This window comes from Bradyrhizobium sp. MI1.7, from assembly GCF_055811795.1.
Window position 1 is genome coordinate 148484 of sequence record NZ_JBVVPO010000001.1, and the last position, 26866, is coordinate 175349.

The 26866-nt window shown below is 62.2% G+C and carries 24 protein-coding genes; 12 read left to right on the forward strand and 12 right to left on the reverse strand.

Translation table 11 applies throughout. The annotated features are described in order from the left end of the window. Positions 1–48 precede the first annotated feature (48 nt). Positions 49–927 (forward strand): bifunctional helix-turn-helix transcriptional regulator/GNAT family N-acetyltransferase, encoded by an 879-nt coding sequence (locus AC0L3X_RS00765; protein ID WP_063983755.1) that lies wholly within the window; start codon positions 49–51, stop codon positions 925–927. A gap of 6 nt (positions 928–933) precedes the next feature. On the opposite strand, the gene AC0L3X_RS00770 is transcribed toward AC0L3X_RS00765, so the two are convergent. Beyond that, the gene (locus tag AC0L3X_RS00770; RefSeq protein WP_063983756.1) at positions 934–2154 is read right to left on the reverse strand and encodes an MFS transporter; all 1221 of its coding nucleotides are present in this window, start codon (positions 2152–2154) and stop codon (positions 934–936) included. Between the two features lie 322 nt (positions 2155–2476). Here AC0L3X_RS00770 and AC0L3X_RS00775 point away from each other — a divergent pair, with 322 nt between their 5' ends. Next, on the forward strand, positions 2477–2938 hold the full coding sequence (locus tag AC0L3X_RS00775; RefSeq protein ID WP_063983757.1) for a cupin domain-containing protein: 462 nt from the start codon (positions 2477–2479) through the stop codon (positions 2936–2938). A 17-nt stretch (positions 2939–2955) separates the two neighbouring features. Here AC0L3X_RS00775 and AC0L3X_RS00780 read toward each other — a convergent pair whose 3' ends face one another. Continuing rightward, entirely contained in the window at positions 2956–3534 is a 579-nt protein-coding gene (locus tag AC0L3X_RS00780; protein ID WP_063983758.1) for a hypothetical protein, read from the reverse strand. Between the two features lie 105 nt (positions 3535–3639). Further along, a complete protein-coding gene (locus AC0L3X_RS00785; RefSeq protein ID WP_063983759.1) occupies positions 3640–4224 on the reverse strand; it encodes a TetR/AcrR family transcriptional regulator in 585 nt (194 codons plus the stop codon). Between the two features lie 78 nt (positions 4225–4302). On the opposite strand from AC0L3X_RS00785, the gene AC0L3X_RS00790 reads away from it, so the two are divergent. The 3 genes from AC0L3X_RS00790 (at position 4303) to AC0L3X_RS00800 (ending at position 8673) form a co-directional block, all read left to right on the forward strand. Further along, the gene (locus AC0L3X_RS00790) at positions 4303–4800 is read left to right on the forward strand and encodes a peptide deformylase (protein ID WP_231144870.1); all 498 of its coding nucleotides are present in this window, start codon (positions 4303–4305) and stop codon (positions 4798–4800) included. Positions 4801–5228: 428 nt separating this feature from the next. Beyond that, on the forward strand, positions 5229–6971 hold the full coding sequence (locus AC0L3X_RS00795; protein ID WP_231144868.1) for an adenylate/guanylate cyclase domain-containing protein: 1743 nt from the start codon (positions 5229–5231) through the stop codon (positions 6969–6971). Between the two features lie 640 nt (positions 6972–7611). Continuing rightward, positions 7612–8673, forward strand: a complete 1062-nt coding sequence (locus AC0L3X_RS00800; protein WP_231144865.1) for a transglycosylase SLT domain-containing protein — start codon at positions 7612–7614, stop codon at positions 8671–8673. A gap of 481 nt (positions 8674–9154) precedes the next feature. Here AC0L3X_RS00800 and AC0L3X_RS00805 read toward each other — a convergent pair whose 3' ends face one another. Next, positions 9155–10174, reverse strand: coding sequence for a phosphatase PAP2 family protein (locus tag AC0L3X_RS00805; protein ID WP_063983761.1), 1020 nt, complete (start codon positions 10172–10174; stop codon positions 9155–9157). Positions 10175–10328: 154 nt separating this feature from the next. Here AC0L3X_RS00805 and AC0L3X_RS00810 point away from each other — a divergent pair, with 154 nt between their 5' ends. From AC0L3X_RS00810 to AC0L3X_RS00835, 6 genes are all read left to right on the forward strand, one after another. Beyond that, positions 10329–11318, forward strand: a complete 990-nt coding sequence (locus AC0L3X_RS00810) for a phosphatase PAP2 family protein (protein ID WP_187387726.1) — start codon at positions 10329–10331, stop codon at positions 11316–11318. 238 nt (positions 11319–11556) lie between these two features. After that, positions 11557–12558, forward strand: coding sequence for an ABC transporter substrate-binding protein (locus AC0L3X_RS00815; protein ID WP_071914789.1), 1002 nt, complete (start codon positions 11557–11559; stop codon positions 12556–12558). 297 nt (positions 12559–12855) lie between these two features. Continuing rightward, entirely contained in the window at positions 12856–14529 is a 1674-nt protein-coding gene (locus AC0L3X_RS00820) for an arylsulfatase (protein WP_063983765.1), read from the forward strand. A gap of 360 nt (positions 14530–14889) precedes the next feature. After that, positions 14890–15153 (forward strand): hypothetical protein, encoded by a 264-nt coding sequence (locus tag AC0L3X_RS00825; RefSeq protein ID WP_028157629.1) that lies wholly within the window; start codon positions 14890–14892, stop codon positions 15151–15153. A 291-nt stretch (positions 15154–15444) separates the two neighbouring features. Further along, on the forward strand, positions 15445–16773 hold the full coding sequence (gene clcA, locus AC0L3X_RS00830; protein WP_084795165.1) for a H(+)/Cl(-) exchange transporter ClcA: 1329 nt from the start codon (positions 15445–15447) through the stop codon (positions 16771–16773). Between the two features lie 360 nt (positions 16774–17133). Then, positions 17134–17520, forward strand: coding sequence for a hypothetical protein (locus tag AC0L3X_RS00835; protein WP_063983766.1), 387 nt, complete (start codon positions 17134–17136; stop codon positions 17518–17520). A gap of 147 nt (positions 17521–17667) precedes the next feature. Here the strand turns inward: AC0L3X_RS00835 and AC0L3X_RS00840 are convergent, their stop codons facing one another. Together AC0L3X_RS00840 and AC0L3X_RS00845 are read right to left on the reverse strand one after the other, a co-directional pair. Further along, positions 17668–18186 (reverse strand): hypothetical protein, encoded by a 519-nt coding sequence (locus tag AC0L3X_RS00840; protein ID WP_063983767.1) that lies wholly within the window; start codon positions 18184–18186, stop codon positions 17668–17670. Between the two features lie 162 nt (positions 18187–18348). Continuing rightward, the gene (locus tag AC0L3X_RS00845; protein WP_187387727.1) at positions 18349–18774 is read right to left on the reverse strand and encodes a hypothetical protein; all 426 of its coding nucleotides are present in this window, start codon (positions 18772–18774) and stop codon (positions 18349–18351) included. Between the two features lie 150 nt (positions 18775–18924). Between AC0L3X_RS00845 and AC0L3X_RS00850 the strand changes: the two genes are divergently transcribed. Further along, positions 18925–19896, forward strand: a complete 972-nt coding sequence (locus AC0L3X_RS00850; RefSeq protein WP_063983768.1) for a LysR family transcriptional regulator — start codon at positions 18925–18927, stop codon at positions 19894–19896. Positions 19897–19979: 83 nt separating this feature from the next. Here the strand turns inward: AC0L3X_RS00850 and AC0L3X_RS00855 are convergent, their stop codons facing one another. The 6 genes from AC0L3X_RS00855 to AC0L3X_RS00880 form a co-directional block, all read right to left on the reverse strand. After that, a complete protein-coding gene (locus AC0L3X_RS00855) occupies positions 19980–20342 on the reverse strand; it encodes an ArsR/SmtB family transcription factor (protein ID WP_063983769.1) in 363 nt (120 codons plus the stop codon). Then, the gene (locus AC0L3X_RS00860) at positions 20342–21004 is read right to left on the reverse strand and encodes an SRPBCC family protein (RefSeq protein ID WP_063983770.1); all 663 of its coding nucleotides are present in this window, start codon (positions 21002–21004) and stop codon (positions 20342–20344) included. The genes AC0L3X_RS00855 and AC0L3X_RS00860 overlap by 1 nt, the downstream gene beginning before the upstream one ends. Before the next feature lie 139 nt (positions 21005–21143). Then, a complete protein-coding gene (locus AC0L3X_RS00865; protein WP_063983771.1) occupies positions 21144–22022 on the reverse strand; it encodes an AraC family transcriptional regulator in 879 nt (292 codons plus the stop codon). Positions 22023–22227: 205 nt separating this feature from the next. Beyond that, positions 22228–23487, reverse strand: a complete 1260-nt coding sequence (locus tag AC0L3X_RS00870; RefSeq protein ID WP_063983772.1) for a serine hydrolase domain-containing protein — start codon at positions 23485–23487, stop codon at positions 22228–22230. A gap of 103 nt (positions 23488–23590) precedes the next feature. Further along, positions 23591–25507, reverse strand: a complete 1917-nt coding sequence (locus AC0L3X_RS00875) for a Vps62-related protein (protein WP_283018675.1) — start codon at positions 25505–25507, stop codon at positions 23591–23593. Between the two features lie 256 nt (positions 25508–25763). Next, positions 25764–26657 carry an APH(6)-I family aminoglycoside O-phosphotransferase gene (locus AC0L3X_RS00880; RefSeq protein WP_441280155.1) on the reverse strand — a complete coding sequence of 298 codons (894 nt, stop codon included), beginning with the start codon at positions 26655–26657 and terminating at the stop codon, positions 25764–25766. Positions 26658–26866: the final 209 nt, after the last annotated feature.

Below are 26866 nucleotides of genomic sequence, written 5' to 3' on the forward strand. Positions count from 1 at the left end.
GGCCGTCTCGATTGACCCGCACACAATATCTGACTAAAGTCAGATATCATGCTCGATCCCGTCTCCCGCGTCCGCCGCTTCAATCGCGCCGTGACCTCCGCCGTCGGCGCGCTCGACACCTCGTTCCTCGGGCGCGGCCGACCGCTCGGGGCGGCGCGCGTGCTCAATGCGATCGGACATGGGCGCTCGGACGTCGCGGAGATTCGCGACTATCTCGGCCTCGATTCCGGATTGATGAGTCGGCTGCTCCGCAGCCTCGAGGACGAAGGGCTGGTCGAGACCACGACACATGAGGACGATGCGCGCCGCCGTGTCGCGACGTTGACGCGTGCGGGACGGCGCGAGTTCGCAGCCTACGAGGCGCTGTCCAATACGCAGGCCGAAGGCTTCCTGGCGCAACATTCGCAGCGCGAGGCGCTGCTGGCGGCGATGGACCTGATCGCCTCCGCGCTGACGCGCGAGCGCGTCGCGTTGGACGAGATGGATCCACGGAGCGAAGCAGCACGTTATTGCCTGCGCGAGTACTATTCCGAGCTCGGCCGCCGCTTCAAGCAGGGTTTTGACGTCTCGCTGTCGCGCGATCCTGACGCCAAGGACATGCGCCGTCCGCGCGGCACCTTCATCGTGGCGATGTCCGACACGCTGCCGATCGGCTGCGTCGGATTGAAGGGAACGGATCACGGCTATGCCGAGATCAAGCGTCTCTGGGTTGCCCCCGCAGCGCGCGGATTGCGGCTCGGCCGGCGCCTGATGGACGCGGCCGAGAATGCCGCACGCGACCTCGGCGTCACGCTGCTGCGGCTCGACACCAACAGCGCGCTCGCCGAAGCCGGCCAGCTCTACCGCACCACGGGCTGGCGCGAGATCCCCCGCTTCAACGATGATCCCTACCCGGATCTCTTTTTCGAAAAGCACATCCAGTCATAGACCTCGTCACGCCGCCGCCACCGCGGTCTCGCCTTGCGGCTTCGCGAATGGCCTGAAATTCATCGCCATCAGGAAGGCGCCGAGGCCCATTGCCCAGGAGGCGATATAGAGCCAGGCGTAGCTGGAGAAGGCGTCGTAGATCAGGCCGCCGGCGAGCGGGCCGGTCGCCATGCCGAGGCTGCCGGCCATCGCCGTGCCGCCGATCACCGTGCCCATCATGCGCAGCGGAAAGTTCTCGCGCACCAGCACGGCATAGAGCGGCATGGTGCCGGCATAGATGAAGCCGAAGACGGCGCCGACCGCGTAGAACGTCGCGAGCTGCTGCGCGAAGACATAGGCGAGCGCGCCGAACGCCTGCAACAGCAGCCCCGTCACCAGCACGCGCTTGGCGCCGAAACGATCGCCGAGCAGCCCGAAGGCGATACGGCCGCCCATGCCGGCAAAACCCTCGATGCTGTAGATCGTCACCGCCGCGATCAGCGGGATGCCGCAGCTCACGGCATAGCTGACGGTGTGGATGATCGGGCCGGAATGGGTGGCGCAGCAGAAGAAGTTGGTGGCAAGCAGGATCATGAATTGCGGCGAGCGCAGCGCCTCGCCCAGCGACATCTCCCCTTGCGGCGCGCTCTCGCCCGCAGGCGCGGCCACGGCATGCGCCAGCGCGGGCGGGCGTCGCACCAGGAACGAGACCGGGATCATGATGGCGCCGACCACCAGCGCCACGATCTGCATCGAGGTGCGCCAGTCGTGGCCGGAGACGAGCCAGGCCGCGAGCGGCGCCATCGTCATCGGCGCCATGCCCATGCCGGCCGATACCAGCGACACAGCCAGGCTGCGATGGGTGTCGAACCAGCCGGTGACGGTCGCCATCATCGGCGCGAAGATCGCCGCGCAGGAGGCGCCGACCAGAAGGCCGAACATGACCTGGAACGCCAGCAGCGAAGTCGCATGACTTGCGGCGAACAGGCTGAGCGACAGCACCGTCGATCCCGTCAGCACCACCGGCAGCGGCCCGAATCTGTCGGTCGCCGTGCCCCAGGCCATGCTGGTGAAGGCCATCGCCAGGAAGCCGATCGTCATCGCGCTGGAAATGCCGGTCACCGACCAGCCGGTGTCCTTGGCGATCGGCTGGAGGAACACCGGCAGCGAAAACATGCCGCCGATCGCGACGCAGCCGAGCAAGCCGCCGGCGGCGACGATCACCCAGCGATAGGAGGAAGCGTTCATTTGGGTCTCCCGTCAGATCTGTCTGGGTGGAAGACGAATGGGAACTGCGCTTGCCGACAACGGCATCGAGGACACCAGATTTTTTTGGCGCCGCCAAACAAACCCCCGAAAACAACCCCATGCACAGTAGCCGGCCGCTGCCGGATCAAAGACTTACCAACGCCCTGCAACGCGAGGGGCGCGTTTGACACGTCGGGCAAAACACCGGCACAATGTCATCATCCCGCCAACGCGATCTCATCACACTCCGGACGCCGCCGATCTGGCGCACGCCACCGATCCGGTGCGCGGTCAATGCTCCGACTTCGGAGGGAATAGCTGCATGCCAAAGATTGATCTCGCCACCGTGCCGGGCCGAAAAGGCTCGGGTTATCCCGCGCCGCTCGACGCGCCCTGCGCCGAGCGCATCCGCCAACGGCTGGGCAATGCCGGAAAGCTTAAGGATTTCGGCGTCAACCTGATGCGTCTGCCGCCAGGCAGCTGGTCGAGCCAGCGCCACTGGCATTCGCATGAGGACGAGTTCGTCTATGTGCTCGAAGGCGAGCTGACGCTTGTCGAGGACGAGGGCGAAACCGTGCTGAGCGCCGGCGACTGCGCCGCCTTCCCGAAGGGAAGCGGCAACGGCCATCACATGATCAACCGGTCTGATGCGACGGCCGTCTACCTCGAAGTCGGCTCGCGCTCGCCCGATGACCTCATCACCTGCTCCGACGTCGACATGATGAGCCCGGCTTCCAGCGGCCGGTTCCTGCACAAGGACGGCACGCCCTATCCGCACGAATGAACGGCAACAGCGACGCCTCACATGGCTGCGCCATGCCGCCACTCGGTCACGGTCAGCCATACCGCCGAGACCAGGAAGTAGATCGCGCCGACCGCAGCGTAGCCCGCGACATTTGCGATCGTTGGAGACATCGGCGTCGTGGCCTGAAAGATGAAGAAGCCACCGGCCAGAGCCGACTGGCCGCCGCTGAGCACCATGGCCCACTGCGCGCCAAAACTTCTCCAGCGGCGAATCGCGGTCCCCAGCTGGAGCAATCCGGACAGGATCGCCCAGGCCCCGAAGACGCCGAGCACCCCGTTCATGCTCATCTGCAAGGCGACGAGGACCGCGACAGTGGTCACCAGGCTGACCAGAACGTTCAGCGCCTGCGTGCGATTTTGAGCGAGCCCGCCACTGCGCAACGCGTCGACCAAGTTCGCCGCCGCATCCCATGCCGGATAGAGCACGAGCAAGGCTCCGGCAATCGCCGCGGATGACGGCCCGACGGCAAAGGCGGCAACGACCCAGGCGACGGAGAACGCCGCCCGGATGAAGTAGTAGAGCTTCAGCCATTGCTCGCGGTCGGCCCGAACGAGATCCAATTGATGATGCGTCACTGCACTCTCTCCTTTACCTACTAGTTGGTAGTTTTCCCGCACAACAAGTCACCCTCGCCCGCAAGCTCACCTGCGGGCGTGTCGTTGTCGTCTCGTCGATATGTTTCAGTGCCTGGCGGACAACCGATCCAGCAGCGGCCCGGTGATCACACCGAACATCTTTGGATCGCCATAGGCACGCGCCGACAGCATCGCGCCGTGAACGGTCGCCATGAAGCCTTCAGCCTCGATCTTCGCTGCGCTGGAGAGATGCAGCTGCCCCTTCCGCTTGCCGCGCTCCATCACCGAGGTCAGCCACGACGCCAGCGAACGGAAATGCGCGCGGACCTCAAGCGCCACCTGCTCCGGCAGGATCGGTAGCTCGCAGGCAAGCAGCGCACACACGCAGAAAGGCGCCGTCGCATCATTGATGCACGCCTCCCAATACCGGACATAGCTTTTGAGCTGGTCGCGGGGGTCCGCGACATTGCGTTCGAGCGCGGACAGTCCCGCCTCGGCTTCCGCGCGATAGCGCGACACGAGGGTTCGGACCAGATCGACCTTGCTGGCGAAATGGTGGTGGATGCTCGGCTTGCGGATACCGACGATTTCGGCCACGTCGGCATAGCTGAAGCCGTTATAGCCGCCCGCGATGATCAGGGTACGCGCGCAGGCCAGGATGTCGTCGGCCGTCGACGAAACGTTGGTCATGGCGGATTGACTACCTTCCAGTTGGTAGGCAGTCAAGAACGGGATGCTTCAACCATCCGTGAGTGGTAGGGAGCCTGCATGACCATTCGTCCCCTCCTCCGCTATCCCGATCGCCGGCTCGCGACGCCGGCCCATCCCGTCACCGCATTCGACGGCGCGTTGCGCGAGCTTGCAGCCGACCTGCTCGACACCATGCGCGCCGCGCCCGGCATCGGCATCACGGCGCCGCATATCGGCGTGCCCTTGCGCGTCGTCGTGCTCGAGCTCGACGCCAAGGCGGGTCCGCAAACCTACGTCAATCCGGAGATCGAGTGGGCTTCGCCCGAGATGATCCTGCACAAGGAAGGCAGCGTCTCGATGCCCGGCGTCAACGACGAGGTCCAGCGCCACGCAAGGGTGCGGATCAGCTACTGGGATCTCGACGGCAACATGCACAGCGAGGAGTCGGATGGCTTACGCGCCGTTTGTCACCAGCACGAGATCGACCAGCTCGACGGCATGTTCTGGATCCAGCGGCTGTCGCGGCTGAAGCGGGAACGGCTGGTGAAGAAGTTCGAGAAGATGTCGCGGGATTGAGCGCGTCGCACAGCCAGTGCAGGCTCGCCGACAGACCTGGTTGTGTCGATGCGTGTTGCAGCTCTGAGATGTTCATGGATTTCGGTAGAGGTCGGCACTGGGTCTCGGCATACAGAGCGAGATTTCAGAGAGAACTCCCGCCACTGCAGCTCCAGGTTTGCACGAAATTCAAGCCGATTGGCGTTGTACTTCCAGAGGGCGTGTACTCATTGAGGCGAGATGTCCGCTTTCGGATGCGAAGCAGAACTCACGTGCTCGATCCAAGCCTTACCGGTCGTGACCCAACTCGGACCTTCCGAGTTGCCGCAACAGCAAATGCCACCTCGGGGCAACAGGGCCCTCCCGCGATTACCGCTCACAGGTCCGCAACAAAGTGCTAGGCTCCTCCTGGCCCCAGCGAATTTTTGGCTGGCCGTTCGGAGAGCGCTGTGACGGAGCAGCGGGTTCAAAGGCGATTAGCGGCGATTTTGGCTGCCGACGTGGTCGGCTACTCTGCGTTGATGCAACGCGCCGAGGAAGCTACCTATGCCGAGTTCGAGCGGCTCAAGCGAGAACTGATCGAGCCGAGCCTCTCCCGCCACGAAGGCCGTCTAATCAAGACAACGGGTGATGGCGCACTCGCCGAGTTCGCCAGTCCCCTGGCCGCCATGAGATGCGCGGTTGAGATACAGGATCATCTCGCCGAGGGTAGCGGTCCATTCAAGCTACGCATCGGGCTCAACCTTGGTGACGTGATCGTTGGACAGGACGACGACCTCTACGGCGACGGGATCAACATTGCTGTTCGGCTGGAGGGGATCGCCGATCCGGGCGGTATCCTGATTTCCGACAAGGTCTACAACGAAGTCGAGGGCAAGCTAGACGCTGGCTTCGAGGATCGTGGCGAGCAGCAGCTCAAGAACATCTCCAAGCCGGTCCGCGCCTACGCTGTCCGCGCCGGAGCGCCAGGGGCGCTGACAGAGGGGCTGAGTGCGGCCCCGCCACACCCGGACAAGCCTTCCATCGCCGTACTGCCGTTCGAGAACATGAGCGGCGATCCCGAACAGGAATACTTTGCGGACGGAATGGTCGAGGAGATCATCACCGCACTGTCGCGCTTCAAGTCGCTGTTCGTGATCGCGCGCAATTCGAGCTTCACCTTCAAGGGTCGAGCGGTCGATATCAAGGAGGTCGGGCGAAGGCTCGGCGTGCGCTATGTCCTCGAGGGGTCTGTGCGGAAGGCGTCGGGGAAAGTTCGCATCACAGGGCAGTTGATCGATGCGGTTACAGGCGCGCACATCTGGGTGGACAGGTTTGAGCGTGACCTGACCGACGTTTTTGCTCTTCAGGACGAAGTAACGCTCGCCGTTGTCTCGGCCATTGAGCCAAAGATGCTTCAAACAGAAATTGAATTGGCGACGCGGCGGCGGCCAGAGAACCTCACCGCGTATGATTTTTATCTCCGTGCCATGCCGCAGTTCTACCTAAGGACCCGCGAAGGGTTGGCCGAGGCAATCCGACTGTTCCACCGCGCCTTGGAGCTCGACCCTCGGTTCGGCGCTGTCGCGGCTCTGGCAGGTGTCTGCCACATGCTCAACGTCCTTTTGGGCTATGCCAACGACCCTCAGTTCGACCGCAAGGAAGCGGTTCGGCTTGCTCGTTTGGCATTGAGCATCGACGATGGCGATCCGGACACGTTAGCAAGGGCTGCCGTAATCTCGGCGTTCATGGTCGGCGATCGTGAAGCCGAGATCGAAATGGCTGACCGGGCGGTCGGGCTCAACCCAAATTCATGGCTCACATGGAGCTGCAGAGGCCATGTCTATAGAATTGCGGGGCTGCCGGAGGAAGCGATCTGGAGCTTTGAACGTGCCGTTCGCATGAGCCCAGTAGACCCGCTACTATACATGACGCTTACTGGCATTGGGCAGGCCCTTATCGAGCTTCGCCGCTTTGACGAAGCCATCGTCGTATTGAAGAAAGCCCTTCGTCAGAACCTTTATTTGGCAACTTACCAATGGCTCGCGTCCGCCTTCGCCCATCTCGGACGTGACGCTGAGGCGCACGACGCGGCGGCGCGTGTGCTTGAGATCGATCCCGCCTTTACAATATCGGCGCTTATCGCCCGGGCCGGACTATCAAACGCAAAGCTGTTTATTGAGGGTCTTCGGAAAGCGGGGTTGCCCGATTAGCTCTCCATCCCATGAGGCGATTGAATAGCGGCACTCTGCTGCGACGCATGAGTCCGGTTATGGCCCATCGCTTCAGTTTGCGACATGTCCGGAGCGGGGAGTAGACCGGAGTCTTCGAGCTACGGGCCAACCGACGCGATTGACCCAACTGAGACATTGGCGCACTAGTTTACTGTTGTGCAAGAATGCGGCAGGCGCTGTGGTAAGCCGCAACGCTCCGGCCCGAGCGGAGACAACGGTCACGGCAGACCTGAGCTTGGCTAGACCAGCTCCGCTGAGACCGACGCTAGCGCGTCATAAAGCGGATCGCGATTGTCCATTCCCAGCGAACCGTCCTCGGGTCTTGCGACGTCGCGGCCTCGAGATGCTTGGGAGCGGTGTGCGCGCGGGCGCCGGTCTCGATGCGCTAACGCACGAAGATGCCTTGTTTAGCGATGGTTGCGCGATATGGCGCCCGTCCTGTTCCTCGGCGGGAGGCGCATCACGACCGCAACTTTCAATTTAGGCAATCTTGGCGACGTGACCGAGACCGGCCGCACCTGCGCCACAGGTGCGCCCCATTGTCATCCCCTCACCTCCTTAATCTGCGTGCCAAGTCGGGGACGTGAATGGGGGGACCGCGGCCGCGCGGCTGGCGACATTGAAGATTTGGCAAACAAGCTGTATTGCCGGCGCGCTGACAGCGACTTCGCTTGTCGCGATTGGTCAGATCGCGGTACCGCGCCCAAGCATCGCAACGCCGAATGCAAGAGTGGCTGATGCATTCAGCGGCATCCCGCTGAATGTGACGACGGTTCTGTCAAATGCTGGCGCCGCGTTTCCGGCCCCGGCCATCGAGACGAAATTCGATACAGGATTATCGGCTAATGCGATCGTTGCGGCGGGATTCAGCGCCGCGGCGCCGGACTCGGTGCCGCCGTCCGATGTAACCACTTCGCAAGAGCCAATGGTGCAGGTCGCCAGCCTTGAGGCAGCGTCGCCCGAGAACTCGGCAACGCTACAGCAGGACCGTCCGCCCGTTGCTTCGCCCAATCCGGGCGAAGGCAAACCGTCGTATCTCAAATACTACGTCTACTCGGAAATTCCGCCGCCGGAAAAACCCGCAAAGATCGCCTTGTCGGCGTTGAGCGACGTTCCGCTCGGAACGCCCGTCCAGGAGATCGAACGTGCAGCCGAAGCGTTCGGTGTCGATGTCAACTTCATGAAGGCGGTCGCCAAAATCGAATCCGATTTCAATCCCAAGCAACGCACCGGCTCCTATATCGGCCTGTTCCAGCTGAGCAAGTTTGAGTTCAGCAAATACGGATCGGGCGACATCCTCAATCCTCGCGACAACGCTGTAGGTGCCGCCTACAAGTTTCTCAGCGAGGCTGCGCTATTCGAAATATTGACGCAGAAAAAGCCGACCCTTTCCGACCTCTACCTGATCCACCAGCAGGGCTGGGAAGGAGCCGCCCAACACATCAGCCGTCCGCAGCGGATTGCCTGGAAGTCGATGTGCGCAACCCGGGAGGGCTCGGCAAAGGGCGAGCGATGGTGCAAGCGCGCTATCTGGGGCAATACGCTGCCTGCGGTCAAACGCGAATGGAAGTCGGTCGATGATCTCACCTCGGGTGCGTTCGTGGCGATGTGGCGGGACCGCGTCGACACGCTCTATGCCCGCTATCCTGTGCTAACGGCGGCGGCCGAACGCTCGAGATAGAACAGCTTGCGACTGCGCACACGCACACCTCTGGGTCGACATTCGTTTCGTCGAGAAGCTGTGTCGGCAATCTAGTTTCCGGCGCCAGGTAAGTTTGCGTTCCGCTCAGAGACTGGGTGGTTGTTCGGCTCCCGCGGCCGGATTGACCCAATACCTCGACCAGTGCCGCTCCGCGGCCCGGACTCCTAGATTATTCACAGGCAATCACGTCGGCTGATAACCCATCAGCGAAGTGACGACACTCCTCGTTGAGGTCCGCTTAGTGGGGTGAAGCGGACTGGATTTGCTCACTCTGAGTTCTTCGCATTTTGACCCAAAGCGGTCGAACGTACCCAATCTAGTTGTTGTCATCGTCTGCTGTGGGAGCCTTCCGAAGAAGGTAGGAGCGCAGCCAGCAAAATTAGTGCTTTCCCCAAATTTATTGAAACGTCACCAACGTTAGACTCTGTCACCGGCACGCCAGTGGTGACCATTACAGCAGTCATTGCACGTGAAGCTCTGTCACTTGAGACACAGGCGACGCTCCTTTCCAACGGCCTTCCTGAGCCAGATGGTTTCCGAGACGTTGCACAGTGTAAATTGATCCGAGGGCAACGACCAATCCAGCCCAGACATCAGCGAAGAAGTGCCCACCACCGATCGGCGTAGCCGCGATCATGACGACATTCCACAAAAGGCCGGCGATCCTCAGCCACCGGAACGGCCAAAGAGCCCAAGCGTAAAGAACCGCACAAACGGCATGAAAACTCGGAAACGTCAGGATAGAACCTAGAGAATAGGCGTTGAGCAGTCTGGTGGTGCCGTCGCGCACGAGCGGAAGTTCTTTCAGGGTCCCGTAGTAGACGACTGGTTCGATATTGGGATGGTCGGCCGGCACGATTCCGACCGCGTGATAAGCGCCAATCGCCGGCACCAGCGTGGAGATGATGGTTGTCGCAATCAGCGCGATGGCGAAGCCAAACGCGAACTCTGCTGCACGTCGGTGATGACCGAACAGCGGCAGGATAAACATCAGGATAAGAAGCTGCCGATGGATGGAACCGTATGTTTGCGTGAAAGCCCAGCGCAGCGGCAGTTGGTCGTTCACGAGGCCGAGGTAGGCCCTGAAATCGAATCCAAGCATACGGTCGAGCGCCAGCAGATTTTTTTCCTGCATGGGCAAATTCGCTGCAGCCGCGACGTAACCGAGAGAAATGAGCAGCACGAGCATTGAAATGAACTGCGCCAGCGTTATGAGCGTGGCGTAGATGTTCGCGTTTCTGGCCGCGGATCGCTCATTGAGATGACCGATGATACCGTAGAGCCCGGCCATTCCGAGCATGGCGAGGTAGCTGCTCCACTCGACACGGAAACTGGTTAGCAAAAGGCCAAGACAAAGACTGACCAGAACGAGGAAGATGAGCGCCCAATTCAGCTGGAACAGGCGCAGAGAAACAAGTTCGTCTTGCGTTAAGCTGTCCTGCTTTGAATGTGACGCCCCCCCATAAGACTCCAGAGCCATTTGCAGTCACCCGTGGAATTGCGATAGCGCAAATAGCATTACAACCATTAATACATTAACAATAAAAGCGTGTGTAACAGATTGGGTACACGCCTTGGCACGCCCTCAGATTGTAGGTCGTTGTGGCTATTGTGCTTCCAAAGAGGAGTCGCACTTGGTCGGTCACATGGAGCGACGGATTGCAAACAGGTTGCAATTGATCAATTGGAGCCTTGTAGCTGGATGTGCGATGTCACTTTGCCTCGGACTGGCTGTAACAACCTTCACGCTGGAAGGTCTGGTAACGACGGAGGTCGTCACAGCGCCAGCGCTGGCGGCTACCGGGTTGTGGCTCATGCGGCGGAGTTGGGGCGAGCGACCGGCATTCACGATGCTTGCATTTGCGCAGATGGGATCTGGCGTGATCTGCGCGGCGCCGCTGTCGTATATCGGCTTGAGCGCCGGGATGCCGCTGCAGGACTCAAGATTCGCCGAGCTCGACCGATTGCTCGGCCTGGATTGGCCTGCATATTTCCATTTTGCGATGGCCAATCCGGAATTGCTGCTCTACGCCAAGTTCTTTTACGCAATGATCCTCGTGCCAGCCTTCGGCGTACCGGTCATACTGGGGCTGACGGGGCAATATATCCGTCTGCAGCAGTTCGTGATGGCGGCAATTTTGGCGTTGTGCGTGGTGATTGCTGTCTCCACCCTGTTTCCGGCGATCGGCACCTATTTCGAGTTTGGGCTCCCCTCCGACACCGAGATATTCAAGGCGAACGGATATGGAGGACAGGCGCGCGACATACCGATGCTACGCGATGGCACGCTGCGAGCACTCAAGCTCACGGAACTCGGCGGCATCCTCACCTTCCCGAGCTTTCACGCTGCGACGGCGCTTCTTAGCATCTGGAGTTTGTGGAGCATCTGGTGGCTGCGTCCCGCCCTCCTGATCTTGAATGCGGGAATGCTCGTTGCGACCCCGCTGGTTGGGGGGCATTATTTTGTTGATGTGATCGCCGGCGTGTCGGTGGCTGCGCTGACGATCCAGTTGTCGAAATGCCTAACGGCGGTCGTCGCTGCAAGCCCGCTGGCGGTCTCGACGCAGTCGGCATCGGCGGAACCGGGTCGGCTGGTCGATCCTGCCTTTGGCCGCGGCGTTTGAACGGCCACGCCGTCGTAAGAAGTCCCGGTTTGGGATACACCTTTGGACGCCGGCTTTTGGCTCCAAGCGGTCGACCCGGCATGTCCGCTAGATGTCCGCTCCTTGGGGGTGAAGCAGACTTGATATGCTCAGCCCGAGTTCTTCCGTGTGTGACCCAAAGCAGACTTTCACCGGCCTGATTACACTTCCAAGGCGCCACCTTTTGTCTGTACGATAGTTCGGCTTGGCTGAGGGCCGCATGAAACGGCGCAAGTTCATCACGGTTGTTGGGGGTATGGCTGCAACGTGGCCGTTCGCAGGTCATGCTCAGCAATCGACCAAGCTTCATCAGATCGGTGTGCTTTCACTCGGCCGCGGTGACAAGTCCGACGCAAGTCTAAAGACTCTCGATGCGTTTGTGCCGGCATTGCGTGTGCTCGGCTATACTGAAGGAAAGAATGTCGCGTTTTACCGTAAATTCGCAGACGGCGATGAGGACAAGCTCAACGAGTACGCGCAGGAATTCGTGACGCACCGCGTCGACGCAATTGTTGCTTTGGCTACCCCGGCCGTCCGCGCAGCCAAGAAAGCGACTTCCACCATTCCGATTGTCGGCATAGGCATGGCAGATCCCGTCGACGACGAACTCGCTTCCAGCCTGGCGCGGCCGGGCGGCAATGTCACCGGGACGGCATTTCTCGGCCCGGAGTTGGTGTCCAAACGGCTTCAACTGCTTAAGGAGATCGTTCCCGGTCTCTCTCACGTTGTCGTTTTGTGGCACCCTCGCGCATACGGTGAGCGCACAATGAAGGGGATGCTGAACGAGATTGAGAGCGCCGCCCGATCTCTCGGAGCAAGCCTTCAACTTGTGCCGGCGGATAGCCCCGCCGATCTCGAAAGCGCGTTTGCGGAGTTGGCCAAAGCGCGAGCGGATGGTCTCGTCGTGTTTCCTAGTCCGATGCTGTACAGCCAGTACTCTCGGATTGTACCCTTTGCCGAGAAGAACCGCCTCCCGACGATCTACGCCGCCAGAGAGGGCGTGGAGCTCGGTGGCCTTGTCTCTTACGGAGTCAACCTGCCTGACCTGTCACGCGCGACCGCTATCTATCTGGACCGAATACTCAAAGGCGCAACGCCGGCCGAGTTGCCGATACAGCAGCCAACCAAGTTCGAGCTGGTTGTAAACCTTAAAGCGGCCAAGGCGCTTGGTTTGGCGGCTGGTCGAGACTCTCTCCTGACCGCCGACGAAGTGTTCGAATGAGCAGGCAGAATGTCTGCGATTGGCCCCTTTGAGACATGCCGCCCCTCACGATGAATGTCGGTTTTCGGGGGTAAAGCGGAAGTAGCGCGGACATCGCCAAACCGTCGCTTTTTGACCCGCAGCGGACATCGTGGAGCGACGCCTAGCAAGCGGCATAGACCCGTCACAATCGGTGTCTTGATCTAAATCAAACAATCGCACATTGAACACGCTGTGGCGCAGAGCTAAAAAGCACGACTGCGACATATCCATTCGTTTGGCACAAGTGACCGACCTTTGAAATCGGAGGAAGCAGTCATGAGTATCCGAAAGAGTGTTGCGCACGGCATGTTCGCACTGTTCGGCGCGATGTTGGTTGCGGTACCTCAAGCGACCGCACAGCAGCAGAAGCGGCCAAATGTCGTCATGCTAATGACGGATGACACTGGATGGAACGATTTCGGCGCCTATAGCGGGGGTGGCGCCGCGCTCGGCCATCCAACACCAAACATCGACCGGATCGCTAAGGAAGGCGCGACGTTCACGAACTGGTACGGGCAAGCAAGCTGCACGGCAGGCCGCGCCTCGTTTATAACCGGACGTATTCCGATCCGTTCGGCTCTCTCCATCGTGGTCGCTCCCGGCGATGAGAATGCGCTCAAAAAGGAGACGCCGACCATAGCCGAATTTTTTCAAAAGAACGGCTACTCCACCTACTTTTCTGGCAAATGGCATCTCGGTGATAAGCCGGAGTCCTATCCGATCGAGCACGGGTTCGACGAGATGAAGGCGTTCGCCGCATACTATCCGGGCGTCTACACCTATGCCGATACGTCCAAGTGGTTTCATCCATGGTTTCCCTCGTACAACCCAGAGATCGCGAAAGCCTATTTTGATGTCGTAAACATGTACGAGTGGGAGGGAGTTGCTGGACAACCGGCGAAGAGAGGCGAGTACATTACGTACGATTACCTCGCCAACTTTGACGTCCGGCAGGCTGATTACGCAATCGATTACATCAAGAAGCACGCCAAGGACGCCAAGCCATTCTTCATGGACGTCAATTTCATGAAGATGCACAACCCGACCAACGCATCATCAAAATTCGCCGGGAAGTCGCGGTTGGGCGATTACTCGGACTCGGTGATAGAACTCGATGACGACATCGGCCGGGTCATGGACGCGATCCGTGCCGAAGCGCCGAATACGATTGTGATCGTAACGGCAGACAACGGGGCGTGGCAGGATGCTTATCCTGATGCGGGCACCACGCCTTTCCGCGGCGAAAAGGGTTCAGCATTTGAAGGAGGCTGGCGCGTACCCGGGTTAATGTGGTGGCCCGAACACATTCCCGCCGGTGCAAATTACCATGAAATGATGTCCCATATCGACTGCTGGGCAACGCTCGCCAAGATGGTCGGCCTGAGCCCGCCGCCGCACGGCGCATGGACCGACGATAATGGCAGGCCAATCTACTTCGACAGCATCGACAACAGCGAGTACATCCTCGGCCGCGCGAAGCACTCGGCACGAAGGTCGTGGATTTACATCGACGGCGAAAGCTTCATGGGAGCGCGGGCGGATGTCGGCGGTGATCCAACCAACCCCGATCTCAGCATCGCGTGGAAGTATCTCTGGACGGCCAAGGACACTTGGCTCGGTCCGGAGCAAAATCTCGGCGCGATTGGCTCGGTCTACAATCTGACGATGGACCCATTCGAGAAATACGACATGGTTTTCAACGGCGCGATGTCGGCACGTATGCCATTGCAGTCGCCGGGCAAGTACACCGGACAGGACAACGGCTGGGTCTTGGCACTAATCTTCCCCGTCGTGATGGAGTTCAACAAATCGATTGCCGACTATCCAAGCATCAAGCGTAAGCCGGGCGGAGCCTCGAACGATTGGAGACCGGATCTGCAGCGCCCGGAAAACCCGGTCCCGATGCTCGACATGAAAAACCTGCCGAATATCAAGGGGAGCGGTGGGTAATATCGCGACGTCCCGTGAAGCCATTGGCTGACGGGCTGCATCAAGCGGCATACGGCGGGTCGGCTTTCACGAGCGGCTCGCCGTCGCGCATCGAGTGCTTGCCCGGCGGGAGCCAACGTCGCCTTTTGGCCCATCAGCGAAGTGACGACACCTTTCATTGAGGTCCGCTTGGTGGGGTAGAGCGGACTGACTTTGCTCACTCTGTGTTCTTCGCATTTTGACCCGAAGGCGACATCCGAGGAGGTCGCCAGACAATAGCCTTGCTGAGATCACTCTCCTTGACATTTCAGCTTGTCGACGCTGACGCTGCATTGCTCGGCGATCGTCTTGCAGCCTTCGCAGCGTTGGAAAGGTATCACCATGAGGAAGACGTTGTTGGCTCTCGCTGCCGTCGCGACTTTGGTCGTTTCAGCAGCCTCGCCCGCTTATGCTGGTCCGCGCTATGATTACGGCCCCGGCGGCAATCCGTATCCGCGCACTTATCCCGGACCCGGCGGCTATCCGTACTGGTCGGGCTATGTCGATGCCCCGGTTGGAGAGCCGATCCCGCCCTGCCACTGGATAACCCAGCGCTTCTGGGACGGGCATGGCTGGCGCGAGCGCCGCGTGCGCATCTGCGGCTGATCAGGTCGCGGCTGTTTCAGTTGTCTGTTTTTGGCCCGTGGCTGACCTCTGCTCAGAGGGCTGCAATGTCTGCTTTCAGGAGATAAGCGAACCAGGTCAAGCAGGTTGTCGAAGTCAGCCTGTGACCCAAAGCGGGGCCTTGGTTCGGCGCACCTTTTCGTTGGGACGTGCGGTGAGGTCCCTCGGAGAGGCAGTTGTTCGGTCAAGTTGGAAGCATTCTTTTCCGGGACATTCGCCAGTGATTTTGGCAAAGATTAGCCCTTGCGAAGGCCTCGGGATCATCGACCAGCCGTGGACCATAACCCTGACGACGACCGGCAAGTCGCAGACGAACGTCGCAGCCTGTTGGGGCTCGCGGCGATGGCTCTCATCATAGGAGCGGCGACTGGATGTGTTGGGGCGATCTTCCGGCTTTTGCTCGCGCATGCCGATCGTCTGCGCGATGCGATGATCGCCTGGGCCCATGGCCACGCAATCTGGGGGTTCTTGACTGTCGTCGGCGCGTGCGGTGTCGCGACCCTGGTTGCCGCGTGGATGGTACGGCAATTCTCGCCACACGCTTCGGGCAGCGGCATTCCGCATGTCGAAGCTGTTCTGCGCGAAGAGATCCCGCCGGCTCCGTTTCGCCTGGTGCCAGTGAAATTCTTCGGCGGAATACTGGCGATCGGCTCCGGGCTGGCGCTGGGCCGTGAGGGGCCGACCGTCCAGATGGGCGCCGGTATCGCGGTTTTCGCTGCGCGCGTCTGCCGGTTGTGTTGGGCGGACTCGCGAGTGCTTCTGGCGGCCGGCGCCGGCGCCGGCCTTGCAACGGCCTTCAATGCGCCGATTGCCGGGCTCGTGTTCGTGCTGGAGGAACTGGTGCAGAGGTTCGAACACCGTGTTGCCGTCGCCGCCCTTGCAGCGCTGGCGACGGCGATCCCGGTCGCAAGGCTGCTTCTCGGCGACGCGCCCGACTTCCAGGTCGCGCCGCTGAGCTATCCCAGCGCTGAGTCCGCCCCGCTCTTCCTTGCTCTCGGTGGTATCGCGGGCCTGCTGGCCGTCGCATACAATCGTACCCTGCTCGCGACCATCGCGTTTCGCGACCGATTTGGAGGACTACCGATCGAGCTCCGCGCCGGATTGATTGGCGCAAGCGTCGGCATGTTGGCCTGGTTCGCGCCCGAACTGGTCGGTGGCGGAGATCAGATCACGCAGCGGGCGCTGATCGGCCACGAGAGTGTGGGGATCCTGGGGGGCGCGTTCCTGATCCGATTCGGACTCGGCGCTCTCTCATACGCTGCCGGCACGCCCGGCGGCCTGTTCGCACCCTTGCTCGTGCTGGGAGCCCAGTCTGGGTTGCTGTTCGGGGCGGCTTGCCGTCTTGCATTCCCGGCGCTCTCTATCCAGCCGGAAGCATTTGCTTTGGTGGGCATGGCCGCTCTCTTCACCGGCGTTGTGCGCGCGCCGGTGACCGGCATCGTTCTCGTCGCTGAAATGACCGGTAACGTGACGATGCTGCTGCCGATGCTGGGAGCTTGCTTCATGGCGATGCTGCTGCCCATGCTGCTGGGTAATGCGCCGATTTACGATTCCCTGCGTGAGCATACGCTGCGCTTGGAGCGGCAAATCAGACAGAGATGAGATCGGTGTCACCCACCCCAACGACGCCGATGCGTTGCAACGTTCTGAGCCTTCGACCTCCCCATCGGCAATTCTGTTCTTGAGCAGCGTTCATTTCCGCTTGTGGGCCCCTGGCGGACGCTTTGTGGTCTTTGCTCAGATGTCGGCTTGTGACCTAGCCCGGACGTAACCGCTGTGCCCACGCGGGAACCAGGACCTCCCTCAATGCGACGAAACAAAACCTGCCGGGATGAAACCATTTTCCGGCGTTCACGAAGGAATGGTGAAACCGCCGGCCATTAGAAAGCGACCACAGGAAGCGATGGGCCGAGGGGGCGCTGCGTAGGGAACGACAATCGCCGTGGGGCGAGGAGCGAAGCCATGTCACAGATTCGCAAAGCTCTTCTAGGCGCTGTCGCGACCGCCTTGACGCTCGGTGCCGTGCAGTACGCTTCAGGTCACGACCTCGTAAACCGCTGGCAGGCGGTCTCCGAACAGCCAAGCCACATCGTCAATCGCGCCGGCAAGGCAGATCATCTTGCCGACCGCAAGCCTTTCGCAGTTCCGACGAAAACGGTTTCGCTGCGCTTGAACGATCTCGCCGATACCTCGGTCTTGCTGCGTATTCCATCTGCGCAGGCCCGCACCACCAAGCCGCCGACGCTGCTGCGAAATCAGAGCCGTAAGCCGACACTTGCCTGCGAGCCCGTGGTCAGCGCGCTCACGGAAGTCGCAAGGCTTCTGCAGCCCGGCCGTTGCGTGACCTGATCGGCTCAATCCTCACCGTTCATACGCCGACCGGAACGCAAACGGCCGCGCGTTGCCCTCATGCGCCAACGGCTGCTCGAGGCAGCCGCCGATTGGTAAGAAGGGCGAGACCTCTGTCGGAGCGTACTACTACTTTAGCGGTTCGTCTCAGCCCGCGCCGGCCAGTGCCGCGGCATCGGCGCTGAGCCGAGGGCGTGCCAGAAAATAGAATGCAGTGACGTGCGTGATCATCAGCAGCGGCACGTAGATGATCGGGATCGCGTAGGTTGAGCCAAGCCACTCCGCATGCGCGGGAAGGCCGACCTGGATGGCGTCATAGTAGTCGACGACGAGGTCGACCGTGCCAGCGAGATTGAAGGCGACGACGAACAGCCAGAAGAGAGCGCGTATCCTCACCGTGAGAAGCGCCAGCATGGCCAGCACCCCGGTCGCGAAGTCGCCCCAGGCGGCGAACACCGCGAAGCCAGCCGGCAGGTCCGGGCTCACGATGCCAGGAAGGATGAAGACGAGCCCGAAGAAGCGGAAGCTGTGCAGAGTGGCGATGGCACGATGCGCGTCGCGCCCGTCCATCGACCTGAGCCAGGGCCAGACATACGTGCCGAAGCAGAGCAGCCACGCGACATAACCGAGGACAAGATGTATCCGGAAGAGCGTTTCTGTCGTCATTTTGGCCTCCAATCAGATCGCGACTAGCGCATGGATCAACCAGGTCCATACTGCCGTGAATGGGACGGGCCAAAGCAGGCCATGCCAGGCCCGAAGCGGCGCGACGATCGCAGCGGGAGCAGCATCAGTGGTCATCGGCCGTCCTCCATCCCGGTCTCGCCCTTATTGCCGACGCTCGGGATTGGCCATGAGCAAGCGGAGCGGCAAAAGCGGACCGATTGCGATGTACTCGTGGTCCATCAGATCTTGCCTGGCCAATGGGAGATCCCCCATGATCGCCTGCGCCCCGGCGACATCCCCGGCATCGACGAGGAAGATCGCTCCGCGCCCATCGCCACGCGAATACCACTCGCGAATTTTCCCATTGAGATAGAGCTGCACCGTCTGCTGGATTTCAGCCGGCATGACGGCCATGACCTGCTCGCGCGTGACGCCCGCCTTCACGGTCAGGATGACCATCACCCCGGTGGTTGTGGGCGACATGGCTTGCGAGATGGCTTGTGTTTGGGCAACGGATGGATCGGTCATGGAAGTCGCTCCCATCAGGGTTAGGGTGAGCATGACGACAAATTTACGGATGACTTTCATCGGTTTCGTTTCCCGGAGCACGGCGGTCTCCTTTGTTCTCTGAGATCGCGCTGACGTCGCAGATGTCCGCCATCAGCGATGCTTCCGATCTGCGAGCGAGACATACGATCGATTGGCGCGAGCGACTATTCGGGATAATGTTGATGGGCTATGAAGCAGAACTTCACAGTCAGACAAGGCGCGCTCGATGGCGTGGAAGCGTTCCTGCGTGTCGCCCAGTACCGCAGTTTCCGCCGGGCAGCCGCGGAGCTCGGGGTCACGCCATCGGCCATCAGCCAGGCGGTCCGTGCGCTCGAGGCGCGTGTCGGCGCAGCTTTGTTCATTCGCACGACACGCAGTGTCGGCCTGACCGAGGCCGGCGCGCGGTTCCTCTCGCGCGCAAAGCCCGCTTTCGAGGAGCTCGTCGCGGCAAGCGAGGTTGCGCGCGATCTTGGGCAGCGACCGACTGGACTGTTGCGCCTCACCGTGCCGCGCGCGGTGGTACCGATCCTGCTGGAGCCGCTGATCGCATCCTTCTGCCAGGCCTATCCCGAGGTCGAGGTGGAGATCGCCGCAGGCGAGGAATTGGTCGACCTCGCGGCCAAGGGGTTTGATGCCGGCGTCCGGATGGGCCAGTTCATCGCCACCGACATGGTCGCGGTGCGGCTGACGCCCCCGTTCCCGTTCATGGTCGTCGGCAGCCCCGACTATCTACGCCGGCACGGGCGGCCCGAGCGTATCGACGACCTGCGTCAGCACGCATGCCTGCGCATTCGCCGCAGCAACGGATCGATCGCGCCCTGGTCTCTTGTCGATGGCAACAAGACAGTCGAAGCGATCGTCTCGGGGCCGCTGATTGCCCACGACTTTCCCACCATGCTTGGCGCCGCCGTGGAAGGCATGGGACTTGCTCAAGTGCCCGCGCCGATCGCCACCAGCCTGGTGAAGACGGGAAAGCTCGTACAGGTCCTGAAGTCTTTCGCGCCAATGGCGCCGGGCGTGTTTCTCTACTATCCGAGCCGCCATCAAACGATGCCGAAACTGAGAGCCTTCATCGATCACGTGAAGGGCCGCCCGGTCGCTGCCGGCAAAACGCGCGTCCACGTTGATGACAAGCGAACGCGCGGGACGAAAATGCGCTGATATCGAAAGCGCGGATGGCGCGCTGGGGAGATGAGCGCGCAGGATGGATAGAGCGAAGCGAAACCCATCCTACATTATGGAGCTCACGCCCTCTTCCCGCTCCGTTTGGTCATCGGCGCGTGACGACGCTCCCGTTTGCCGCGCGCGATCTCCGTCGCCAGTGCGTCCAGCTTCGGCTCCCAGAAATTCCTGAACTGACCGATCCACGCATCCACCGACCGAAGCCCCGCAACGTCGACCGAATAGAGCCGTCTTTGCGCCTCCGCCCGAACCGTCGCAAAGCCGCTCTCGCGCAGCACCTTGAGATGCTGCGACACGGCCGCCTGCGTGATCCCGAACTCGGCCCCGATCGCTTCAACGACCTCACCGGACGCCATCTCCCCCGGAGCGAGCAGCTCTAGGATGCGACGGCGCACGGGATCGGCGAGGACCTCGAAGACGTGCATCAGCTTCCTGTGCCCGGATGTGCGACGTCAGGCGGCATCTCGCCGCGGTAGAAGGCGATGGTGCGGTCGGAGCGCTGCTTCGCCGTGTCAGGATCGACCCCGCTTGCGACATGCGCCGCGCACCAATATTCACCGCTTGTCGTCATGAATTCCTTGCCGGCAGGAGAGCCCATCCAAGCCTCGGCCGTCTCGTGGTCGACCGATGCGCCGGTCGCAACATATCGCTCCAATCCCGCGATGGCGAGATCCCAACCGATACCCACCGCACCAGGACCGAACTGATTCCAATGGTCCTCGATGATTGCGGTGTGCTCCAGCGTCAGACGCGCCTGAGCTCGTTCTGCTGCCAGCTTGACGTCGATCCAGCTCATCCCGCCGCCGAATTCCCACGTCGCTGCAAAATGCGTCGGCGGCGCACATGCCGTGATGGTGCCGCCCGCGTTCCCCTTCAGCTGGTACCTTCCGCCCAGCTGGAGGTCTCCCTCGACCGGCAGGAACCAGCGCGGAATGCGTTGCCGGCTGGTCACTGCGTCCCAGAGATCGTCGACGCTGGTCTCGTAAAGCCGCGTCAGCGTCACCGTGCTGGCTGCTTTTCCATCCTTCTCGAAATTCTTCACCGAACGCGTGACAAGACCCAAGACCCTGGCGACGTCGATTTCCATTGCATCCCTCCGTATCGTTTCGCGCAATGGCGAGTATCGCCCCTCACTAATATAAGTCAACTCTTATATTAGTGAGACCATGCCGCCGTGTGGAGCGCGCGATATTGATTGATGCCAGTTCGTCCGCCGTCGGAGGGCGCTATTTCAGCGGCAGGAACACGTCCGCAACCGTCTCATGCTCCGGCACCTCCGGGAAGAAGCTCAGCCGCTGGCAATAGATCGGGAAGTCGCGTGCTTCCTCGCCGCTCGCCGGAAGCCAGTCGCGATAAAGGTAGAGCGCGGCGGGCTCCAGATTGTCGGTGTAGCCGACGACCCGCAGCACCGCGCAGCGTCCGCCGGGGATCTCGCCGGCCTTGATCTCTTCGCCGTTCGCCTCGATCGGCTGGTCGGTCCCGACACAGAGGTCCGTGCTGTAAGTGGCGGGCGAGGAAGGACGGCGTTCGGACCGCCAGACATTGAAGGTCGGACTTGTCCTGGGGTGCAGGCCGGCTTTCTTTCGCCACGCGATGAACCGCCGGATGGTGTCGCCGAGCGTCGCCGGGTCGCCCCGATGCTCCATGATCGCCACCCTCGTGGAGGGCACATCGCGTATCGTCACGTCGTCAGTGGTAAAAGTCTTCATGAGCTTGCTCCTCGCGTTGTCGAGAGGCCCGAAGGCCACAAGCCACGGCTCCCAGTCGGGAGAGTTGCGGAACGACGACGGCGATTGCCCGAACCGCTGCCGAAAGGCGCGAGCAAAGGCGTCCGGTGCGTCGTAACCGGCGTCCATCGCGATGTCAGTGACACCAAGGGCGTCACTGTAGGCCAGCATGTAGGAAGCGCGCTTCATACGGGCCAGCTGGACATAGCGATGCACTGACAACCCGAAGGTCGCCGTAAACTGCCGGTGGAAATGAAATTTCGAGAAGGCCGCAACGCTGCTCAGCGTTTCCAGGTCCAGATCGCTGTCGAGATGCCGGTCGATATGGTCCAGCACCCGCCGCATCCGGTCCTGATAGTTCTGCAGCGCCGCCTTCATCGTCCCTCCTCCGTGGCGGCTCCAGATAGCCGCTGACGGCGATCATTTGCTCGACCGATCTTGCGGTTTGGAAGTTGTCGCGAATTCGTCGGCCCCGTAGGGCGGATTAGCGAAGCGTGATCCGCCATCTTCAACGCGGCTCGATGAAAGGTGGTGGATTACGCCTTCGGCTAATCCACCCTACGCCATCAGCCCCCGCCACGCCCTACCCGCCGGCCATCAGCTCCTTCGCCAGCGCCATATAGGCCGGCAGCGTCACGGGGTCATTGGCGGCGTTGCCCGCGACGGGGTGCGATGCGTAGCGCGCGATCACCATCTCGGCCTTGGGATCGACGTAGATGCCCTGGCCGTGAACGCCGCGCGCCATATAGGCGCCGTGGGCGTTGTGCGTGACCCACCATTGATTGCGATAGGACGCGCCGGGCAGCGTGGTGTAGTCGGCCGGCTTGAACTTCTCGGGATCGCCGCCGCGCGCGATGTCCTCGACGACAGACGAAGGCACGATCTGGCGGCCGTTGAAGCGGCCATGATTGCGCATGGTCTCGCCGAAGCGGGCGAGATCGCGCAACGTGGTCGAGAGGCCGCCACCGCCGCTCTCGGTGCCAATGCGATCGACGTGATAATGCGCGTCCTCCTCCGCGCCCATCGGCGTCCAGATGCGCTCGGAGAGAAGCTCGGACAATGTCATGCCGCTGGCGCGCCGGCAGATCCAGGCGAGCACGTCGGTGTTGACGGTCTTGTAGGCAAAGGCCTTGCCGTGCTCGCCCTGCTTCTTCTGCGCGACGAGGAAATCGAAGATATTGGTCGGGCCGCTATAATCAGGCGGAATCGGCGCCATACCGTTGGCACGCCGCAAGCCCCACACGTGGGAGTTCTTGTCGGTGTAGACTTCGGTGTATTCGAGACCCGTGGTCATATCCATGACCTCGTGCACGCGGGCGTCGCCGAACGCGCTGGCCTTCAGCTCCGGCACATAATCCGTGACCTGTGCCTGCGGATCGACCTTGCCCTCGGTGACCAGAATGCCGGCCAGCACGCCCGTGAACGACTTCGTCACCGACATCGCGATATGCGGCTTGTGCGGCTTCAGCGCGCCGAAATAGCGCTCATAGATCAGCTTGCCCCGATGCAGCACCGCGATGCCGTCGGTATAAGTCTCCTCCAGCACCTTCGCGAACGTCATGGGCCGGCCGTCCAGGGTGGTCGAGGCGACCGCGCCGATGTCGTGGTCTTCCCGCGGCAACACGGACGCGGGCCCTGCCCCGCGCCAGACATTCACGGTCGGCACCAGCTGGCGGACGTTGCTCCAGGCCCAGCGCAATTCGGGGAAATTGCGGAACGAGCCGTTCTGGAAGGTGATGGTGCGGTCGGGAGATGGCGGGAAGCCGCGCATCCAGCCGAGCGCTTCGGGGTCGGTCTCGGTTGCGGTCGCGGGCTGTTGGTTGGGGGCGGTTGCAGCGGGCATGAAGGCGGGCTCCGGAGGCGACGATGTAGTCGGCGTATCATGGGACAGCGCCGTCTACATCCCGCGTTTGCGCCGGGGGGCCGTGCAGTGATCCCGCCGCGCTTTACTCGAAGGTCGCGCTGTTCCAGTACACCGTTGGTGACGACTTGCCGGGATGCACGACAAGAAAGCCGCCCTGCCAAGGGACCACGCTGGGCGTCCGCGAGGTGAACGCGCCGGCGATGGTGCCTGAATCGCTCCAGTCCGCGCCATCGCTGGTGACCGCGTAGCGCACCTTCTTGTTGCTGTCGGCATAGAAGCAATAGAGCGTCCCGTTCGGCCCCCCGGCGAGCGCGCCGCTGGTGTCCGAACAGAGCGACATGCTCGGCAGCAGATTGGGGCCGGTCCAGTTCGATCCGTCGGACGACACATAGGCGCCGAGCACCATCGGCATCCCCTTTTCGAGACCCGCAATTGGCGCCACGATCACCAGCGCGCCCCCGCAGCTCTCCACCGCGGGCGCCACCAATGCACCGCCTGCGATCGTCGCAGGCACCGGGCCGTCGACGCTGGGGAGCATCACGCGCTGCGGAGACCCGAAGTGCACCCAGTCGGTCGTGCTGAGATACTGGATGCTTCCGTCGGCGCCGCCCCAGGCAATATACCAGGCGCCGTTGAACTGGCCGATGCTGGCCCCGGTCGTGGCCGGCGGTGCGGGCCAGAGCCCCGCTGCGCTCCACGGCCCTCCGGATCCCTCTGGGGAGATGAAGGCGAGAAGGCTGGTCTTGCCCAGACCGAGCAGCGCCAGTCCGCCCGAGGGCGTCGCGCAGGCGGCCAGTCCGCCGAACGGGCTCATGGTAGGCGACTTCGCACTGGACCATTTGCCCTGATTGAGGCTCCACGCACGCATCGCTGGCGGCAAGGGATTTCCCATTCCGATGCAGAGGATTTGCGATCCCGGCATCGTCGCCAGCGCCACCGGAACGAGACTGACGCTCGAAGCGATCGGCGTGTCGGTGCCGAAGGGCAGGAACGTCGGCGTCACAGCCCAGGAGCCCTTCTGCGATGGTCCCGTTGGGCCGGTCAGATCGCCCTTCGCGATCGGCAGGATCACTTCCGAAAGCCAGGCCTGCAGCGTGGTCGAGCCTGCCACGTACTGCACGGCGTCCTCGACCAGCACGTTCAGTTGCATGCCGCTGGCGGCGGCGGCGACCAATGAGCCTATCCCCGCGTCGGTCAGCGTGGGCTCGATCGGCTGTCCCCAGCGTCCCCTGAAGGCGAGCCAGGGTGGCGAGGTGACGGGCGTGGGAAGGATCGCCTGCGCATCGTTCTGGATCACGACCGGCGGATTGGGCGCGGACAGATTGACGGTCGGACCGCCGCCGCGCGCGTAGTCGGCCACCGCGAAGCGCACGTCCCACACATCGACGCCGCCGATCTCATAGGTGCTGTTGCTCGCGGCCGGATAGTTGGCATGCGACCCGCTCGCGACATAGACGTTCGGGTGCGTACCGCTCAGCGACAGGAAGCCGTCGTTCGGCGAGCACCATTGTCCGCCCGAATGCTGCGAGAAGAATACGCCGACGACCTGCTGGTCGATATTGACGCGCACCGTGACGCATTCCCAGTCGCCCCAATGGATCGAGAGCGGCATCAGCGCCTGACCGGTACTGCCGGTCCAACCGGTGACCTCGAAGGTCTCCTGTCCGTTATAGGGATAGAACAACCAGTACTGGAGATCGACCATGTCGGTGCGGTCGTCGACCGGCAGGACGTGAACATAGCTGGTGGCGGTGGGGATATAGCCCTTCATCAGCGAGGCCCATATGGCCTGCGGCGCGACCAGATAGTCGTCGGGGCTGCTCTGCTCGGCCGTCCCCCAATTCCACTGACCGGGACCGGAATAGATGCCGCCGGCGGCCTGATAGCCGACCTGGCCGATGTACCAGTCGGTCGACGAGGGCAGATTGACCTCGTCCTTGTCGAGATGAAGGATCGGCGCGAAGTTCGAGACGAGTTCGGCAAGCGTAGGCCAGGCCATGATTTGCTCCCTGCTGGTCGTAGATCGACGGTCGGGAGCTTCGAGCAACCGATATTGGACGCGAGCCAGCCCCTGCGCGATAGTCTACGCCAATACACGCTTAAAGCGAGATCACATCATGCTGAAACTGAGCGCAGATGAAACAGCGCGGCAGCGATGGAGAATTTCACACTGCTGTCATTCGTCTGTGAAGTTTGCGTCCTGGCGCGGCCGCTCGCGCGGGTGCGCGTCATGAGCGAGCACTCGCGCGCCGAGGCTAGTCGAGCAGGCGGCGAGCTATTGTATTGATGGTCAGGTCGATGGCGGCGCCCTGCTCGTCGCCGTCGCCAATGAACCAGGCTGCCGACAACCCCGTCCACGCAACGATCCAGCGAAGCAGCCGCTCGGGCTGAAGTCCCGTCACGGCGACCACGATATCCAGCCGGGCCTCCAGTCGACCCGGCAGGGTCGCAAGCGGACGGCCGGGATCGCTGAGGTCGGGGTTCGTGAAGATGTTGGCATAGTCGAATGTTCGTTCGCCGACGAGCCCATGCGGGTCGATCGCCAGCCATCCCCGCTCACCGAAGTCGAGCACATTCTCGTGGTGCAGGTCGCCGTGCAGCGGACCGATGGCGTGTGGCGCGGACAGGAGTTGGCGGGCGATGTCGGCGGCGGGCTCGAGTGCCGCGTGGTCCGGGGCGAGCTGGAAGAGCGGCTGAAACCAGTCTTCCAGCGGGTGCAGGTCGGGAAGCGGGCCAGACCGCGTCGCGTGCAGCCGCGCCGCCGTGTCGCAGAGGATCCGGCATGCCTCCTCGTCCCGGCCCGACCAAGCCATCTGCGCGAGATCACCGGCTCCCGAGGCCCGTTCCATCAGCAGCGCGTCTGCAGTCGAGGCAAAGACCTTCGCAGCGCCCTGACCGTCCCACCAGGTCAGAAGGCGATAGCCCGCCCCCTCATCGGGAATACGGGCAACCTTGAGCATTGCAGGCCGGCCCTCATGTCGGACCGGCAGGACCCAGCTGGAATGGGTGGTCAGCAGTGCCCCGTCCGGAACCAGACGCCATCGTTCTAGCCACGTTGTGACTGGCGCTGGAATATGGGGATGCGAGTCCATGGGGTCATCACCTGGGATCATGTCCGGCGCTCTGTCTGCCGGGACTTGATCAATCATGCGGCCGGCCGCCACCGTTTCGTTGCAGCGATACCCTTTCCACGTTTTCGTTTTCCTTTCCCGTGGCCAAAGAGTCGCGCTTTCGCGTCGCGGTCGGCGAAGGTGACGGGGGCCCCCCGCCCCCCCCCCCCCCGGGGGGGGGGCCCCGGGCGCGGGGGGGGGGGGGCCCGCGCGGGGGGCAACCGTTACCCGTTAGGCCCCCCCCCCCC

What these genes read in the sequence shown, in the direction of transcription:
- AC0L3X_RS00835 (WP_063983766.1), top strand. Translation starts at nt 17,134, where the DNA reads ATGTCACAGATTCGCAAAGCTCTTCTAGGCGCTGTCGCGACCGCCTTG.
- AC0L3X_RS00805 (WP_063983761.1), bottom strand. Translation starts at nt 10,174, where the DNA reads ATGGCTCTGGAGTCTTATGGGGGGGCGTCACATTCAAAGCAGGACAGC.
- AC0L3X_RS00870 (WP_063983772.1), bottom strand. Translation starts at nt 23,487, where the DNA reads ATGCCCGCTGCAACCGCCCCCAACCAACAGCCCGCGACCGCAACCGAG.
- AC0L3X_RS00770 (WP_063983756.1), bottom strand. Translation starts at nt 2,154, where the DNA reads ATGAACGCTTCCTCCTATCGCTGGGTGATCGTCGCCGCCGGCGGCTTG.
- AC0L3X_RS00825 (WP_028157629.1), top strand. Translation starts at nt 14,890, where the DNA reads ATGAGGAAGACGTTGTTGGCTCTCGCTGCCGTCGCGACTTTGGTCGTT.
- AC0L3X_RS00855 (WP_063983769.1), bottom strand. Translation starts at nt 20,342, where the DNA reads ATGCACGTCTTCGAGGTCCTCGCCGATCCCGTGCGCCGTCGCATCCTA.
- AC0L3X_RS00850 (WP_063983768.1), top strand. Translation starts at nt 18,925, where the DNA reads ATGAAGCAGAACTTCACAGTCAGACAAGGCGCGCTCGATGGCGTGGAA.
- AC0L3X_RS00865 (WP_063983771.1), bottom strand. Translation starts at nt 22,022, where the DNA reads ATGAAGGCGGCGCTGCAGAACTATCAGGACCGGATGCGGCGGGTGCTG.
- AC0L3X_RS00875 (WP_283018675.1), bottom strand. Translation starts at nt 25,507, where the DNA reads ATGGCCTGGCCTACGCTTGCCGAACTCGTCTCGAACTTCGCGCCGATC.
- AC0L3X_RS00880 (WP_441280155.1), bottom strand. Translation starts at nt 26,657, where the DNA reads ATGATTGATCAAGTCCCGGCAGACAGAGCGCCGGACATGATCCCAGGT.
- AC0L3X_RS00775 (WP_063983757.1), top strand. Translation starts at nt 2,477, where the DNA reads ATGCCAAAGATTGATCTCGCCACCGTGCCGGGCCGAAAAGGCTCGGGT.
- AC0L3X_RS00785 (WP_063983759.1), bottom strand. Translation starts at nt 4,224, where the DNA reads ATGACCAACGTTTCGTCGACGGCCGACGACATCCTGGCCTGCGCGCGT.
- AC0L3X_RS00845 (WP_187387727.1), bottom strand. Translation starts at nt 18,774, where the DNA reads ATGAAAGTCATCCGTAAATTTGTCGTCATGCTCACCCTAACCCTGATG.
- AC0L3X_RS00815 (WP_071914789.1), top strand. Translation starts at nt 11,557, where the DNA reads ATGAAACGGCGCAAGTTCATCACGGTTGTTGGGGGTATGGCTGCAACG.
- AC0L3X_RS00790 (WP_231144870.1), top strand. Translation starts at nt 4,303, where the DNA reads ATGACCATTCGTCCCCTCCTCCGCTATCCCGATCGCCGGCTCGCGACG.
- AC0L3X_RS00820 (WP_063983765.1), top strand. Translation starts at nt 12,856, where the DNA reads ATGAGTATCCGAAAGAGTGTTGCGCACGGCATGTTCGCACTGTTCGGC.
- AC0L3X_RS00840 (WP_063983767.1), bottom strand. Translation starts at nt 18,186, where the DNA reads ATGACGACAGAAACGCTCTTCCGGATACATCTTGTCCTCGGTTATGTC.
- AC0L3X_RS00860 (WP_063983770.1), bottom strand. Translation starts at nt 21,004, where the DNA reads ATGGAAATCGACGTCGCCAGGGTCTTGGGTCTTGTCACGCGTTCGGTG.
- AC0L3X_RS00765 (WP_063983755.1), top strand. Translation starts at nt 49, where the DNA reads ATGCTCGATCCCGTCTCCCGCGTCCGCCGCTTCAATCGCGCCGTGACC.